This window comes from Vibrio maerlii, assembly GCF_003415655.1.
Taxonomy (GTDB): domain Bacteria; phylum Pseudomonadota; class Gammaproteobacteria; order Enterobacterales; family Vibrionaceae; genus Vibrio; species Vibrio maerlii.
The window spans coordinates 277,643-292,664 of sequence record NZ_QRHC01000007.1; the positions used below are offsets into that span (position 1 = coordinate 277,643).

At 44.1% G+C, this 15,022-nt stretch carries 15 protein-coding genes; 6 read left to right on the forward strand and 9 right to left on the reverse strand.

Annotation, left to right across the window (positions count from 1 at the left end):
• Window positions 1–25: 25 nt before the first annotated feature.
• On the reverse strand, window positions 26–634 hold the full coding sequence (locus DPF91_RS14320) for a TetR/AcrR family transcriptional regulator (protein WP_117235107.1): 609 nt from the start codon (window positions 632–634) through the stop codon (window positions 26–28).
• A 271-nt stretch (window positions 635–905) separates the two neighbouring features.
• Here DPF91_RS14320 and DPF91_RS14325 point away from each other — a divergent pair, with 271 nt between their 5' ends.
• Complete coding sequence (locus DPF91_RS14325; protein ID WP_117235108.1) at window positions 906–1,871, forward strand: M23 family metallopeptidase; 966 nt, start codon at window positions 906–908, stop codon at window positions 1,869–1,871.
• A gap of 161 nt (window positions 1,872–2,032) precedes the next feature.
• A complete protein-coding gene (locus DPF91_RS14330; RefSeq protein WP_117235109.1) occupies window positions 2,033–2,818 on the forward strand; it encodes an AraC family transcriptional regulator in 786 nt (261 codons plus the stop codon).
• Window positions 2,819–2,860: 42 nt separating this feature from the next.
• On the opposite strand, the gene DPF91_RS14335 is transcribed toward DPF91_RS14330, so the two are convergent.
• From DPF91_RS14335 to DPF91_RS14350, 4 genes are all read right to left on the reverse strand, one after another.
• Window positions 2,861–3,481, reverse strand: coding sequence for an SGNH/GDSL hydrolase family protein (locus DPF91_RS14335; protein WP_117235110.1), 621 nt, complete (start codon window positions 3,479–3,481; stop codon window positions 2,861–2,863).
• A 247-nt stretch (window positions 3,482–3,728) separates the two neighbouring features.
• Window positions 3,729–4,652, reverse strand: coding sequence for a M14 family metallopeptidase (locus tag DPF91_RS14340; RefSeq protein ID WP_117235111.1), 924 nt, complete (start codon window positions 4,650–4,652; stop codon window positions 3,729–3,731).
• Between the two features lie 393 nt (window positions 4,653–5,045).
• The gene (pyrC, locus tag DPF91_RS14345; RefSeq protein WP_117235112.1) at window positions 5,046–6,074 is read right to left on the reverse strand and encodes a dihydroorotase; all 1,029 of its coding nucleotides are present in this window, start codon (window positions 6,072–6,074) and stop codon (window positions 5,046–5,048) included.
• Between the two features lie 154 nt (window positions 6,075–6,228).
• A complete protein-coding gene (locus tag DPF91_RS14350) occupies window positions 6,229–6,387 on the reverse strand; it encodes a YqaE/Pmp3 family membrane protein (protein ID WP_117235113.1) in 159 nt (52 codons plus the stop codon).
• Between the two features lie 156 nt (window positions 6,388–6,543).
• Between DPF91_RS14350 and DPF91_RS14355 the strand changes: the two genes are divergently transcribed.
• Entirely contained in the window at window positions 6,544–8,364 is a 1,821-nt protein-coding gene (locus DPF91_RS14355) for a hybrid-cluster NAD(P)-dependent oxidoreductase (RefSeq protein WP_117235114.1), read from the forward strand.
• A gap of 66 nt (window positions 8,365–8,430) precedes the next feature.
• Here the strand turns inward: DPF91_RS14355 and nadE are convergent, their stop codons facing one another.
• Window positions 8,431–9,261 (reverse strand): ammonia-dependent NAD(+) synthetase, encoded by an 831-nt coding sequence (nadE, locus tag DPF91_RS14360; protein ID WP_117235115.1) that lies wholly within the window; start codon window positions 9,259–9,261, stop codon window positions 8,431–8,433.
• A 93-nt stretch (window positions 9,262–9,354) separates the two neighbouring features.
• Here nadE and DPF91_RS14365 point away from each other — a divergent pair, with 93 nt between their 5' ends.
• From DPF91_RS14365 to DPF91_RS14375, 3 genes are all read left to right on the forward strand, one after another.
• Window positions 9,355–9,876: a nicotinate-nicotinamide nucleotide adenylyltransferase gene (locus tag DPF91_RS14365; protein ID WP_117235116.1), complete on the forward strand. Its 522-nt coding sequence runs from the start codon at window positions 9,355–9,357 to the stop codon at window positions 9,874–9,876.
• Window positions 9,877–9,932: 56 nt separating this feature from the next.
• On the forward strand, window positions 9,933–10,415 hold the full coding sequence (locus DPF91_RS14370; RefSeq protein WP_117235117.1) for a hypothetical protein: 483 nt from the start codon (window positions 9,933–9,935) through the stop codon (window positions 10,413–10,415).
• Between the two features lie 151 nt (window positions 10,416–10,566).
• Window positions 10,567–11,562 (forward strand): succinylglutamate desuccinylase/aspartoacylase family protein, encoded by a 996-nt coding sequence (locus tag DPF91_RS14375; RefSeq protein WP_117235118.1) that lies wholly within the window; start codon window positions 10,567–10,569, stop codon window positions 11,560–11,562.
• A 71-nt stretch (window positions 11,563–11,633) separates the two neighbouring features.
• Here the strand turns inward: DPF91_RS14375 and DPF91_RS14380 are convergent, their stop codons facing one another.
• The 3 genes from DPF91_RS14380 to DPF91_RS14390 are packed head-to-tail and all read right to left on the reverse strand — an operon-like array spanning window position 11,634 to window position 15,020.
• A complete protein-coding gene (locus DPF91_RS14380; protein ID WP_117235119.1) occupies window positions 11,634–12,854 on the reverse strand; it encodes a NupC/NupG family nucleoside CNT transporter in 1,221 nt (406 codons plus the stop codon).
• A gap of 15 nt (window positions 12,855–12,869) precedes the next feature.
• Window positions 12,870–13,814, reverse strand: coding sequence for a nucleoside hydrolase (locus DPF91_RS14385; protein ID WP_117235120.1), 945 nt, complete (start codon window positions 13,812–13,814; stop codon window positions 12,870–12,872).
• 3 nt (window positions 13,815–13,817) lie between these two features.
• Window positions 13,818–15,020: a PfkB family carbohydrate kinase gene (locus tag DPF91_RS14390; RefSeq protein WP_117235121.1), complete on the reverse strand. Its 1,203-nt coding sequence runs from the start codon at window positions 15,018–15,020 to the stop codon at window positions 13,818–13,820.
• Between the last annotated feature and the right edge of the window lie 2 nt (window positions 15,021–15,022).

Here is a 15,022-nt window from a genome sequence, read left to right on the forward strand (position 1 = left end):
AAGCCGAATGCCTGGCTGTTCTATATTAGGTGGTTTGGTAAGCTTTTAAAAAGTTACGCACAGCTGTCTCAATTGCTAGCTCGAATGTCTCTTGTGATGCAGGAGCCTCATGCGCAATGAGTTGAGGCCAAAAGACAATTGCTTTGATGCTACCGAAGAATTGCTCAACAGCCATTTCGATGTTTTCAATCTCAAGGGCACCATGTTTTATGGCTTCATTGAGCCAGTCGTTTAAGCCATAGGTTTGTTCAATCTCGGCAAAACGTTGTCTTAGCAGCTCGGATATTTCTGGGCAACGAATGCATTCAGACATGACGAGTCTTGCTGTCAGCTGAAAATCATTGGTCGTCACATAACACATCTTTTTAAGTGTCAGTCTTGTTAACTGAGCATCGAGAGGCTCGGTTTCGACAAAGCGTAACTCTTCTTGTCCGTCATAACGACACATTAGCTTGTCGACAATGACCTTAAACAGGGCGTGTTTATTTGGGAAGTATTTGTACAGTGTGCGTTTTGATACACCGGCATGCTTTGAGATGCCTTCCATACTAGCTTGATGCACTCCTTTTTGTGAAAACACTTCGATTGCAGAACGAATGATATCGTCTTGTTTTATATCACTGACTTTAGCCACGTCAGATACCTCAAATACTAAACGGTACTGTTTACTTTTCGAGTATACCCCAAGCTTTGTATCTGTGAATAGCTCTGTTGGAAGAAGAATTTGGAATATTTTGACAATTGTATTAATTGGTTAAATAGTCATCAAATTAAGGGTTTAGTGTACTCAATAGGAGGGTTTCTTAATGAAATGTCGTTTTGTTAACCTTACTCAATATATTCTCGCTATGAATGCTGCTACAATCCGCGTCCCTTGGTAATTTGAGTCACTATTACAACACATCATGAAAGATCGAGTAGTAATTTCTATATCTTCTGCAAAAGGCACTAAAGAATTTAACCTGAGCAAATGGGTTGCGCGTAGTTTACGAGGCCTTGGTGTTGCGGTTTTTTCTGGCCTGGTAGGTGCAGGTGTATCGATTTATTACCTAATGGATGAGGTAGATTTCGCTAAGAATAAGCAAGTTGAACTGGAGTCTAAATCGAATTCATTGATTGAAGAAGTTGAGAATCTTCAAGAGCTTAAAGTTAACTTAGAGACAGACTTACTTGAGCGTGAAGAACGCATTACTTTTGTTTCTGACCGTCTCGGTGAGCTAGAGCGAGTTTTAGGCTTTGAAGTTGATGAAGTAGGTGAGGAGCTTGAAAGTCGATTAGATGCCGCTGCGATTACCTCTTCAGTAAGAACGGTAATGCTGACTCAAATTCCTAATGGTGCCCCGGTAATGGATAGCTATATTTCATCGGGCTTTGGTAAGCGAAAACACCCTGTTAGCGGCAAATTCCGTATGCACCGCGGTACCGATTTTGGTGTGAATATTGGTACGCCAATTTATGCTCCGGCCGATGGGGTGATTGAAGTAACCCGACCGAGCAACAAAGGCTCGGGTAACTATCTTCGAATGCAGCATTCCTATGGCTTTACTAGCTCATATTCGCACCTGCAAAAATTTGCTGTTAAGAGCGGTGATTTTGTTAGGAAGGGCGACTTGATCGCTTATTCTGGAAACAGCGGTTTATCCTCTGGTCCGCATCTGCATTACGAAATCCGGTTTGTTGGTCGAGCATTGAACCCATATGATTTTATCAAGTGGGATATGGATAACTTTGAAACCATATTTGCTAAGGTGAAAACAGTACACTGGGATTCATTGGTGAATCGAGTTGAAGAGGGCGTAAGCAAGCATCTCCAACTATCCTCTCAATATGTTGCCCGAACAGATGATGATAGTGCGACTAACATAAATTAATTCGTACTAAACCCGATTATCGAAAGATGGTCGGGTTTTTTTACGTTTTGTGTATTGATGGATTAACCGCCACCTAACCTTTGATTATGTAAGGTTAATTGACAGATCGTTACGAAAATATATACCATCAAAGCGACATTCCACACAGTAGGAAGATAAGTGTGAAAAAGAACTCCCGCCATTTGCATCCCTCAGTTCATATCGAGCAACCTGCCGAAGTATTCATGAACTTCGATGCTTTTTTGTCGAACACGGAAACACGAGTACATAGCCATGACTGGGGGCAGATTCAATTAATCAGTGGCGGTATATTAGAAATGCATGCAGAGAACATTCGTTTCCTAGCGCCACCTCATTTGGCGATATGGGTACCTGCAGGTGTCGTGCATCATAGCTACAACCGAAAGCCTCTTGAGTACTGTTCAATGAACATTCCTTCAGAATTAACGAAGAACTTTCCCGAGCGAACGAGCCTAATTAAGGTGACACCGATCGTTTCTGCCATTATTGAGGACTTTCGTCGTCGCGAGATCAGTACGGCTTCAACGGAGCAAGACAAACGTTTGGTGCAGGTTCTCGTGGATCAACTCTCAGCTCAGCAGCAAGACCAGCACTTCTTACCTTCATCATCGAACAAGTATCTCGCGCCAATACTTAAGCATGTGGAAGAAAATCCGACAGACGTAACGACACTCAAAGAGTGGGCTGAAAAAGTACATACAACCGAGCGAACACTTGCGAGATATTGTCAGAGTGAATTAGGGATGAGTTTCACTGAATGGCGTTTAAGGGTTCGTTATGTGTATTCTATGGATCTGCTACGCTCTGGTAGCTCAGTAAAAGAAGTGGCATTGACACTAGGCTATAATCAAGCCAGCCCATTTATCTCAATGTTCAAGAAATACTCTGGCGTTACACCAGAGCAATATAAGCATCGTTTGTTGTAGGGGCTTGACCTAAAAAACGGCGACGATCTTGAGGTGAGTCCGCTACAAAATTGTCGGTATACGCTGTGCAAGAATATCAGCAAATTTCTTATGTTGATCAGCTTGCCAGTGGATACCTTCTTTTGGGCAAGGCTGGATTTGAGTCGCCGCATCGAAGAAGTGACAACCTAATTCTTCAGAACGAAGGTGATAATAATAGCCGAGCTCTTTAGATTTCGCCTCAGCTCCAGCAAATCCCTCTTTTGATGGATCAACCTCAAGAACATGGGTGGGTGATACTAACAATACTTGAGGTGGTTTTTGCATAAAATTGTGCTGATAATTTTGTATCAATGTCACGAGTCGTGCCGCACCTTTAGATATGTCGCTCGCGGTAACATTGAATCGCGATTTTAAGTCGTTGGTTCCTAGCATCAATACGACGAAATCAGGGTGATGACTCTCGATGCATGGTAGAAGATAATCTAGCCCTTTTTTACCTGCTTCATACGGATCTTCTAATACTGTCGTCCTGCTGTTTAAGCCTTCCTCAATAACTAGATATCCTTCTGGTAGTTTAGACTGCAACAGCCTTGTCCAACGCTCTTCGTGGTTGTATCTACGTGGTAGATCAGGCGAGCACCCCCAAGTGTTTGAATCACCGAAGCATAAAATTGATTTCATAATAAATATAATGGTTATCCTGTGGGATATATATTGTATGACAAATGAAGCTGGTTTTGTTAATTCACTGTCAGGCATCGACCTGAGTGAACCATTACCAAAGCGGCTGAGGGTAATACGTTGGCCTATCGTGGCAATGACTTCTCATCGAAACTTGCTACAAACCATTAAAAAAGCCAATTGCTAACGCAGTTGGCTTAGTATAAAACTGTCAACGTATTTTAGGACGAGGCACTAACGGCTAAGATTACAGTTCATTGGCTAGTAGGAAATCTAATCCACCACAAATAGCGGCAACCTGAGCTTGGTTGCATTCTTCATCAGTGACTTTTTCGCTGTCTGGGTACACTTCAGTTGTGCTGCCGAAACGGCAATCCGTGACACCGCCACATAAGCCGAGCTTTTTCATTGGGTAAAGAATGACCCCTTTTTGCACTACATCAGAGCCAATAATTTGCCCTTGGTCATCCGCAGGGGCAATGTGAGTGACTTTTTCTACTGAGTCTATAATGGCTTTTTGGAATGCGAGTTGCGGGTTCGCTGTATCACCGACCGTGTAGAAACCATCTGGGATCATACCCTCGATGTATTCAATGCCATCACGAGCCGCAAGCGCTGGTCGGAACTCGGTTTCATCACTATCGGTTGTTTCGTGAAGATCAATATGCATCAGAACATCTTTACCAATAGACTCAACCAAGTTCATTAGATTTGCTGACTCTTCTGCTGGACTACCGGCATAGAATGAGCGGTTAGGATCGAGAGCAAGTGGGTTCCAGCGGTTGATAACTTCGTAACCCCATGGGCTTACGCAAGGTGCAACGACAAGGTTAAAATGCTGTAGGTATTTTTCTGCTTCAGTCTCAAGAAACAGCAGAGCACCGTGTACACCACTGGTTTCGTAACCGTGAACACCACCTGTAATTAGGATAGTTGGTTTGGTCTCGTTCCACTGTTTGGACTTAAGACAGTAAAGTGGAAATCTTTCAGGGTTGTAACTCAGTGCGCCATACTGCTCGACAATAAACTTTTCTTTTAGCGCTTGGATCTTAGGGACGACTTCTTGCTGGTACTCGCGCTTGATTGTCATTGAATCACGCCATTCTTGGCGCTCTGTGTCACCCCATTTTACGCCAGATTGACCGATAGGATAGGTTGAGACTGTTTTCATAATCCGTTAATGCTTTGTGGTGGGAAAGGATGACAGATTAATGGGGTCTGAGATTAAAGACAATCGAAGTCGATAATTTTTGGTGAATAATTGACACAAAAGGATTACCCTAGGTTGTTATAGTTGGGATTGGTAGTTAGTTGACTATTACGGATATTTGGAGAGCGCAATGGCTATCATTTACAAACTCCTTAAGCTGGCAGTTATCTGCGCAGTATTCTTTACCGTCTTTGATTGGATTGCTTACGGTGAAGTCCTCTGGATAGATAGATTTTTAAGCCGGCTCTAAGATCAACTCGTTGAATTTTCTTAACCGGTTGATGGATAAAGAAACGCCGCTGTTATATAACAGCGGCGTTTTGCGTTTAATTTAGTTCGTGACTATTTAAAGATTTACTTCACTGTCCAACCAATTGTCTCGCCTGCACGAATTGGCACTACGATGTCTTGACCAAATGGCATCGTTTCTTCAACAGACCACTCTTCTTTCGTTAGTGTCACTGTGTCTGCGTTGCGAGGCACTCCATAGAAGTCTGGGCCGTTATGGCTAACGAATGCTTCTAGGTTTTCTAGCTTTCCTTCTTGTTCAAACACTTCAGTGTAAAGCTCTACTGCAGCGTGTGCCGTGTAAGAGCCCGCACAGCCACATGCTGCTTCTTTCTTACCCTTAGCGTGTGGTGCAGAGTCAGTACCAATAAAGAACTTCTTGCTGCCACTTGTTGCCGCTTCTACTAGCGCTTTTTGGTGAGTGTTGCGTTTAAGAATAGGTAGGCAGTAGAAGTGAGGCTTAATACCGCCAACAAGCATGTGGTTGCGGTTGTAAAGCAGGTGGTGAGCTGTAATGGTTGCAGCTACATTATCGTTAGCATTTTTTACGAACTCAGCTGCGTCAGCCGTTGTGATGTGCTCTAGAACGATCTTTAGGTTCGGAAAATCATTGACGATAGGTGCAAGTACCGTGTCTAGGAACTCTTTTTCACGATCGAAGATGTCTACGTCGTGTGTTGTTACTTCACCGTGAACCAGTAGCAACATGCCCACCTCTTCCATCGCTTCTAAAACGTGGTAGATATTCTTAGCTGAAGTTACGCCTGAATCAGAGTTGGTTGTTGCGCCTGCTGGGTACAGCTTTGCAGCAACAACGGCACCAGAATCTTTCGCTTTGCGGATTTCATCAGGCGTTGTGTTGTCTGTTAGGTATAGTGCCATTAGTGGCTCAAACTGCTCGCTTGGTTTTTCTGCCATGATACGCTCACGGTAAGCCAGAGCCATTTCAGTGTTGGTAACAGGTGGGACAGTATTTGGCATGATTAGCGCACGACCGTTGTAGCGGCTGATGTCACGTACAGTGTCTGCAAGTACATCACCGTCGCGTAAGTGAACATGCCAGTCGTCAGGGCGTGTAATCGTAAGTGTCGTCATTTGAAGGCTCCCACCAGTAGAAATTGTTTTGATTGGAGCCTAAACGCAGCGAAAAGTGTGAATGCAATCGCTTACGTTTAGGCGACAGGATGATAGTGGAAACCGTATTGAATTTCATCCTATTTTTAGAATTTCTCGTTTTTTCGGATAAAAGTTAACGAGTTGCTAGCCAAAGTGCATGAATCATACCCGGGACGAAGAAGAAGATAGTTAGAACAATATTGATCAGCAGATCTTTACCGACTCCTTTTGCAAAAAATACGCCCAGTGGTGGTAACAGCACACAGAGAATAATGAGTACAAGCTTATTCATGATATATCCTTATTTAACTTTGTTGTTACAAGTTGTTAGCATATACGAGATTTTGCCAAAAACACAATAAAAACATAAGCCTATTTATTAGGATTCGTTCGCGGATTCATGTGCTTCTGTTAACATGAATGTAGAACCTCATACAGTGGAGTCCCCATGTCACAGTCTCAGCTCTCTCAAATCAATATCTATCCAGTCAAATCAATTGCTGGCATCTCTCTTTCTAATGCTTGGGTAGAGCGTCAAGGATTGAGTTTTGATAGAAGATTTATGTTGGCCTTAGCGGATGGCAGTATGGTGACTGCGAGAAAATATCCGCAGATGGTAAAAGTACAAGCGAGCCTAATATCAGATGGTGTGGTCTTCACTTTCCCAACCAAAGAACCGCTTCGAATCCGTTATCAGGATTTTAAGCTTCAGCCAACCTCTGCAACGGTTTGGAAAGATCAGTTTGAGGCTTATACCACGATAGACGAAGCAGATGACTGGTTTACTGAGGTCATTGGCCAAAGAGTTGAACTTTTATATTGTGGTGAGCAATCGAATCGTATTCGAGAAAAGCTAGGCCATAACGTGAGTTTCGCCGATGGCTATCCATTATTAATCATCAGCCAAGCGTCTCTTGATGAACTAAACAAGCGTAGCCCTGAGCTGCATACCATGGATCAGTTCCGTACTAATTTGGTCGTGTCTGGCGATGAGCCTTTCATTGAAGATAGTTGGAAGCGAATCAAGATTGGTGAAGTTGAGTTTGAAGCTATAAAACCGTGTGAGCGCTGTATTCTAACTACGGTTGATGTAAAAAAAGGTGAGTTTCGAAGCAGTAAAGAGCCACTGAACACACTGTCTCAATTTAGAGCAAATGAGCGAGGTGGCGTCTTCTTTGGGCAGAATCTCGTTGCGAAGAACGAAGGGATGATTCGTGCTGGTGATAAGGTTGAGGTTCTTGAATACAAAGATAAAGAGTTTTACCCGGATACTTGGCAACCATCCTTAAAGCTAACGTGTGTGGCTCGTGACAAGATGGCTAGCGACTTTGAAACCTTTTGGTTTGAACCGTCGCAAGGCGGCATTCCTAGCTACAAACCTGGTCAACACCTTCCGTTTGAAGTTGAGATTGATGGTGAGATGGTGGCAAGACGTTACACAATCTCGTCATCGCCTACCAAACTAGGCCGGCTCTCTATTTCGGTAAAACGTGTTAATGGCGGTAAGGTCTCAAACTGGCTGTTGGATCACTTGCAAGTCGGGGATGAAATCGTCGCTCAGAACCCGGATGGAAACTTCTATCTCAGTGACAATACATTACACCACCCATTATTATTGCTTTCAGCTGGCAGTGGCGTGACGCCAATGCTTTCGATGTTGCGTTATTTGGCTGACAACAATCAGGTGAATGATGTGGTGTTTTATCATCAGTGCAGCACGGAAGATGATTTACCGGTAATGGAAGAACTAGACCAATACAGTGAGCAGTTTCCAGGTCTGAAAGTTATTTTTGCTTTAAGCCAACCATCAAGAAACTGGCAAGGTATCGAAGGTAGATTGAGTGTTTCTCAATTAAGTAAGGTTGAGAACCTAAATGCACGACAAGCGTTTGTTTGTGGGCCTAATGGCTTCATGGAAAGTGCTAAGAAGATGCTAATCGGCCTTGGTTTGGACCCTCAGCATTATCATCAAGAAAGTTTTAATGTGATTAGTGAAGTAGACAATGAAGTCAAAACACTCCAACTCAGTGTGAATGGCAATGTATTTACTGGTGACAACCAATCTTCTTTATTAGAGCAAGCGGAAAAAGCCGGCATTCCTATCTCTAACAGCTGCCGAGCAGGGTTCTGTGGTGCTTGTAAGGTGACGGTGGAATCTGGACAGGTTGAACAACCTGACGTACCTGCTTTACTGGATGATGAGCGCGCAGGCGGAAAAGCTTTAGCTTGTTGCTGTATTCCACAAACTGACTTGGAAGTCATTAACTAGCCAAAGATTGGTCGTAAAAAAGGGAGCGACTTATCGCTCCCTTTATCGTTTATAGCGATTAACTCATTAATCGTAGATTGTTGGAATTGGTTGACGCTTGTGTTGAGTTGCGTTGTAGATACTCACTAGACGATCAGAAACCTCTTGAGAAACTGGCTTACCTTCAAGGAAGTCATCAATTTGGTCGTAGCTAAGGTTTAGTGCATCTTCGTCCGCTTTTTGTGGATCTAGCTCTTCTAGGTCAGCTGTCGGTACTTTCTTAACAAGTAGCTCTGGAGCACCAAGCGTTGCTGCAAGCTCACGTACTTGACGCTTGCTTAGACCAAATAGAGGTGCCAGATCACATGCGCCATCACCGAACTTGGTGTAGAAGCCAGTGATGTTCTCTGCTGAGTGATCAGTACCAATCACTAAGCCGCCGACGTAACCCGCTACTTCGTATTGAGCAACCATTCGAGCACGCGCTTTCACGTTACCTTTGACGAAATCAACTTTTGCTGCCTCTGTAGGAAGAAGGCCAGTATCAGCCAGTGCAGTATCTGTTGCTGCATGCAGACCGTCTACACCTGCTTTAATGTTTAGAGAGATAGAGTGGCTAGGTTGGATGAACTGCAGCGCTATTTGAGCTTCGTCTTCATCTTTTTGCTCACCATACGGTAGGCGAACAGCAATGAATTGGTACTCTTCAGAGCCTGCTTCTTTGTTTAGTTCATTCACCGCCAGTTGAGCAAGGCGACCACATGTTGTTGAATCGACACCACCACTGATGCCTAGCACTAGGCTCTTGCAACGTGCGTTAACTAGCTGCTTTTTGATGAACGCGACGCGACGTTCGATTTCGAAGTTGGCATCGATAGAAGGCAAAACCTTCATCTCTTCTCTGATTTGTTGTTCCATTTCGTTTTCCATTCCTGCAAGCAAATGCGTTAATTTTGTTGAATTTGTTTATAATACCCAAATTATTTGCAGAGAAAAACGTGAAACTGAGCTATGAAAAAAATCGCGATATTTGGCAGCGCTTTTAATCCACCAAGTCTAGGGCATAAGAGTGTTATCGAAAGGTTAACGCATTTTGATGAAGTGTTATTAGTGCCAAGCATTGCACATGCATGGGGTAAAACGATGTTGGATTACCAACAGCGCTGTCAGTTGGTCGACGCATTTATCTCTGATCTCGGTCTGTCAAATGTCATTCGCTCTGATGTTGAAGAAACGCTTTATAAACCAGGAGAATCGGTTACTACGTATTCTGTACTAAAAAAACTACAAGAATTGAATCCAGAGTCTATGCTTACCTTTGTGCTTGGACCTGATAACTTGTTCAATTTTTCTAAGTTTTATAAGTCAGAAGCAATATTGGAGAAGTGGGCTGTGATGGCGTGTCCAGAAACAGTTAAGGTCAGAAGTACTGATATTCGAAATGCATTGAACCAAGATCAACCTATCGACAAATTTTCAACACCAAATGTGATAAAAGTGTTGCAGAACACCAGTTGGTATAGCAAAATGTGAACCTTATCAATAAGTGGTCTGTCCACAATGTTGTCATTGATTGAAATAGTGAATGTATGATTAAACGAACTGCATTAATTACGCTGTCTATGTTGGCAATGAGCCAACAGGTTAATGCTGCCTGTGAACTTTCGTTTGATCGTTCCGTGATGTTGCAAGATGAAGCTGAGTCTTCACTTTGTTTGGACATCGTTGATGGGTTAACCTCTTTTACCGATAACTTGTTAAGTGTTGGTGGTCTGCTTGATGAAGACGTTGAGCAGGATAATTATTGGAGTGATTGGGTTCTGAGTAATAACGAGGACCCATTCATTACCCAACAAGTTTCTCAAAGCTATTTTGGCCTTGGTGTTTGGATCCCTGAAGAGTTAGATCAAGACAAAAATTTAACCACTGAAGAGTGGTTACTGAGCCATGGTTTACAACTGAGCGTTGGATTGGGTGATAAAAACTCGGACACACCCAGAGTACGCCTTGATTACCGTTGGCATGAAACCCACGACGGGGACTTGATGATGCAAGTGGAAGTACCTTTTTAGGCTTTCTATAATCGGATTAATTGAAACCAGCTAATTTAGCTGGTTTTTTTGTATGCGAGTATATGAACTGGCTTGTCCGTTCCGTATAGTAGCTGGAGGTAGGAAAGCTACTAAACGTTAAGAAGCACACTGTAAATCGCCTGAGGTATCAATGAGTAAGTCGCTAAATGAGTGTATTTTTCCTATGTTTCCGACCATTCAAGCGTTAGACGTCAACGCGTTGGAAGCGGGTGAGCATAAATTCTGGTTCGCTGTTGCGACTGACGCTGTAGGGCATCCTCAAACTTTGCCTCTGCGAGTGTTTAAAGGCCATCGTCCTGGTAAACGCATTATGATTACTGCCGGAATTCATGGGGATGAACAAAATGGTATCTTAACGGCTCAGCAGATAGCGAGAGACTTAGTTGGTCAAGAGATTGCGGGCTGTGTAACGATTGTTCCTGCGGTCAATCTATCGGGCATTGCTCGACACAGTCGAGATTTTCACTCTGCTGCACCAGACAGCTCTTCAACCAACCTAAATCGTGTTTTCCCTGGTAATCCACAAGGTGATGATGCCAGTCGATTTGCCAACAGTCTTTGGGAAAACCTTCTAAAGCCAAACGCCGATTTAGCCATCGATCTTCACTCGCAAACCAGTGGGTCGGCGTATCCTCTTTATGCTTTCGCGGATTACCGTTTAGAAGATGCAATTCGTATGGCGAGATTGATCAATCCAGATGTGATCTTGGATGATCCGGGCGACCCTGGCATTTTGGAAACCGTGTATAACCGCAGTGGTATCCCTTCTATCACTATTGAAGTGGGTATTGGTCGTTACACCGATATTGAAATGATCTCTCGTGCAGCGTCAGGGGTAATGAATATCCTCAAGGCATATGAGTTATTGCAAGGTGAGGTAGAACCAACGGCAAAATGTGTTGAGGGTAAAGAAATCATCAGCGTTCGTGCCAATCAAGGAGGCTTCGTGATTTGTCACGTTGAGTTGATGGATAGGGTTGAAGAGAATCAGAAGTTAGCGACTCAATACAATAGCTTCGGTGATGAAGTCGAAGTCTATTACGCACCAGTAGATGCTACGGTGATCAGTCATAACGTGGAATCGGTAAGAGCGCCGGGTTCGCTGGTCGTAAGGCTGATTAAGTAATACTTCACAGAGCAAATCAAAATTGAATGGTTAAAGTAAAACGCCTCTGCAGATCGCAGAGGCGTTTTTGCTTACATCAATGAAAGATATAAACCGGTGATCGCCGCGCTCATTAAGTTAGCCAGTGTAGCTCCTAAAATGACGCGTGTTCCCATTGATGCGATGAATTGTTTCTTATCTGGAACGATGGTACCTAGAACACCAATCATCGCAGCCGGTGCACTCAAGTTTGCAAACCCTGCTAGCGCCATGGTGACCACTATTTGAGTATGTTCGCTTAGCCCTTCTTTCATTTCTGCAAAGTTTAAGAAGGCAACAAACTCATTAAGAACCAGCTTTTGGCCGAGTAATGAACCTGCCGATAGGATCTCTGTCGTTGGTACACCGAGCAAGAAAGCAAATGGTGCAAAGATGTAGCTGAAAATCAGTTCTAGAGACAGATTTTCGAACCCAACTAGGCCGCCAATTCCACCTAGAATACCGTTAGCCATAGCAATCAACGATATTAGCGCTAGGAGCATTACACCCACCGCTGCCGCCAGTTGTAGACCCGAGAACGCGCCAGCTGTCGCTGCTTCGATGAGGTTGATCGGTTTTTCTTCATTTTGATAGATATCCAGCTCAACCTCTTCGGCTTTCTCTGTTTCAGGGTAAATGATTTTTGCGAACAAAAGGCCTGCAGGAGCGGACATGAATGCGGCCGTCACTAGGTATTTGATCTCAATTCCCATACTGGCATAGCCCACAAGAACAGAGCCTGCTACTGAGGCAAAACCACCCACCATAAGTGCGAACAGTTCAGAGCGCGTCATTTTCGGAGCGTAGGGCTTCATCATTACGAATACGTCAGTGTTGCCGACAAAGATGTTTGCTGCTGCAGCTGTTGATTCAGCTTGAGAGGTGCCCAGTATTTTCTGTACTGCAATACCAATATATTTCACAACACGTTGCATAATGCCTAGGTAGTACAATACCGACATCAGTGCACTAAAGAATACGATAATTGGTAATACGTGGAAGGCAAAGATGAAGCCGGATTTGAAGCGTCCTAGGTCGCCAAACAAGAAGTTGATGCCTTCGCCAGAATACCCCATCACGGAAGCAACACCATTGGCGATACCTTGCAGTACGGCTTGACCCGCGGGAACGAACATGATGAAGGCAGCTATCGCGGCTTGTAAGCCAAAGGCACCGGCAACCGTGCGAATGTTAATTTTCTTTCTATTGGTAGAAGCGAGGAAAGCGATGGCAATGAGTACGACCATCCCTCCCAAGATAATGAGTGTTTGCATGAATAGACCTCAAACTTAACAGTTAATTATTCTTGTAAATAGATCGACGAAAAGCTCGTCGCGTTCGATGTATTTGATGACTCGGATAGGGTGGCGAGTTAAGTCGAAGCTCCAAGTCAGGTTGTCATTCAAGATTGGGGAAGCTTTGATCTCTTCGGTAAACCATTTCGGTTCGATGACGTAGCCGACGGCTGCGATATCCCAAATCACTTTTCTATTAGCAAAACCAATCCAAGGACATTTTGGTGCTTCTTTCGCTAGGTAATCACCAAGCTCACTGGTGCCGAGTAGATAGTGCTGAATCTCAGGAACCGAGCTTGCTAATGTGTTAGCAACACCCATACAAGGGACGAGTGTCAACGCGACACCAGAATCAAGTAGGGTACGGCTCGCTTCAATATCTTGTAGCAGGTTGAATTCTTCCGTGTTCTTCCAATCGAATGCGTGACCGCCTAACCAGATTACGTGAATATTGTTTATTATTTCCGGTGCAGCAAGCAATGCGTGAGCAATATTGGTTGGTGCTCCAATGCTGACCACTTGTAGTGTTTGTTCGCTTTGTTTTGCTCGATCAATAAGGTCTTGAACAGCAGGAGAAACCTCAGGTTCTTTGCTGTCTTTTACGTATTGAGTCGAACCTTTTAGAACCAATGGTTTGTTTTCTACGTTCATTCGGTCAAACACACGATGAATCTCATCATAGCTGAGCTCCATACCTACTTTTGCTTCGGAGACAGCTTCGTGAGAGTCGTTGAACATCGAGTTAGTAAATGGTGCAGCGTACACCGCTTGTAGGTCAATGCGTTTGTTGTTTAGGAGTGCCCAAGCGATTGCAAACTGGTCATCAATCTCATTAAAAGTGTCGCTGTCGATGACCATCGGTACTTTGCCGCTAGCAGGTACTTCTAGTAGCGTTGCTCGTTGTGCGAAGCTCAGGTTAGGGTAGTTTGGTGATTGCATAGCTTAGAACTCCTGTTGTGATAGACGAGCTTCGACCAGCTCGGCACTTGGCATGTTGGCTGCCCCTTTGCGTTCAACGGCAAGGGATGCAAAGGCATTGGCGTATCGGATTGAATATTCGATGGTGTGCCCTTGGGCAATACAAGCAGCCAAGGAGCCGTTGAATGAGTCGCCCGCACCACTGGTGTCGGTAACTACGGCTTTAAATGGTTTAAATTCTTGATGACGCTCACCGTTGTAGTAGAGGCAGCCTTTGGCCCCAAGCGTGATGATCACCGCTTTCGGTCCCATCTCGAAGAGTCGTTCTGCAGCAAGTCTTGCGCTCGCCAAACCCTCTATGGTGATGCCCGTTAAACTTTCTGCTTCTGTTTCATTTGGTGTGATGATATCTACTAGGTGGACAATCTCGGATACCTCAGAGCGATATGGTGCAGGGTTCAGCATGACAAGAGCGGGGGATCGGCGCGCATACTCTAAAGCCATTTTCGTAATATCAAAGTTGTTCTCTAGTTGAGTCAGGAACACCTTGCTGTCATGGATATGGGCAAACTCGTTAGTTAGCTCATCTTCCATGATAGTGCTGTTGGCACCAAGGTCGATAGTGATGATGTTCTCACCGCTTTGCAGCTCAACCATGATCATCGCATTACCTGTAGGTTGCTCAGGGTCTTCTAATGTGTTGAATGAGTTAATGTCTGTAGAAGCAAGATAGTTCTTCGCTTTTTGTCCAAATTCATCTTGACCAATCTTAGTCGTGAAATGAACGGCTTTACTGACCTTAGAAGCCGCTGTCGCTTGGTTAGAGCCTTTACCACCAGGATAGAATCCTGTCGAAAGTGAGTGGATGGTCTCACCTCGTTTGGGGAAAAGATCGACTTCTGACACGATATCAATATTGAATGAACCTAATACGTAAACGTCAGTATGGTTGACTTGAGTACTGCTGCTGATTTGCTCGTCTGGTATAGCTAGGTTTGACATGATGGTTTTAATTCCTGCTTCTTGAAAGCGTTCGCTGCTTCCGACGTTGATTAGTTCAGCACCGCCAAAGAACAAAGACGCAATCCCATTGTCGGCAAGCTCTTTGAGATCACGACGAACGGTTCTCTCTGAAACCGCCAGCTGATGAGCGAGTTCTGCTACAGTCACGCGTTTTTCAGTGAGTAGCTGAATGCGGATTTTGTTGATTCTTTGGTGCTTATTCATGT

Excerpts from the sequence above, each read along its gene's own strand:
- DPF91_RS14325 (WP_117235108.1), top strand. The coding sequence starts at position 906 with ATGAAAGATCGAGTAGTAATTTCTATATCTTCTGCAAAAGGCACTAAA.
- DPF91_RS14370 (WP_117235117.1), top strand. The coding sequence starts at position 9,933 with ATGATTAAACGAACTGCATTAATTACGCTGTCTATGTTGGCAATGAGC.
- DPF91_RS14375 (WP_117235118.1), top strand. The coding sequence starts at position 10,567 with ATGAGTAAGTCGCTAAATGAGTGTATTTTTCCTATGTTTCCGACCATT.
- DPF91_RS14355 (WP_117235114.1), top strand. The coding sequence starts at position 6,544 with ATGTCACAGTCTCAGCTCTCTCAAATCAATATCTATCCAGTCAAATCA.
- DPF91_RS14380 (WP_117235119.1), bottom strand. The coding sequence starts at position 12,854 with ATGCAAACACTCATTATCTTGGGAGGGATGGTCGTACTCATTGCCATC.
- nadE (WP_117235115.1), bottom strand. The coding sequence starts at position 9,261 with ATGGAACAACAAATCAGAGAAGAGATGAAGGTTTTGCCTTCTATCGAT.
- DPF91_RS14340 (WP_117235111.1), bottom strand. The coding sequence starts at position 4,652 with ATGAAAACAGTCTCAACCTATCCTATCGGTCAATCTGGCGTAAAATGG.
- DPF91_RS14390 (WP_117235121.1), bottom strand. The coding sequence starts at position 15,020 with ATGAATAAGCACCAAAGAATCAACAAAATCCGCATTCAGCTACTCACT.
- DPF91_RS14335 (WP_117235110.1), bottom strand. The coding sequence starts at position 3,481 with ATGAAATCAATTTTATGCTTCGGTGATTCAAACACTTGGGGGTGCTCG.
- pyrC (WP_117235112.1), bottom strand. The coding sequence starts at position 6,074 with ATGACGACACTTACGATTACACGCCCTGACGACTGGCATGTTCACTTA.
- DPF91_RS14385 (WP_117235120.1), bottom strand. The coding sequence starts at position 13,814 with ATGCAATCACCAAACTACCCTAACCTGAGCTTCGCACAACGAGCAACG.
- DPF91_RS14365 (WP_117235116.1), top strand. The coding sequence starts at position 9,355 with ATGAAAAAAATCGCGATATTTGGCAGCGCTTTTAATCCACCAAGTCTA.
- DPF91_RS14350 (WP_117235113.1), bottom strand. The coding sequence starts at position 6,387 with ATGAATAAGCTTGTACTCATTATTCTCTGTGTGCTGTTACCACCACTG.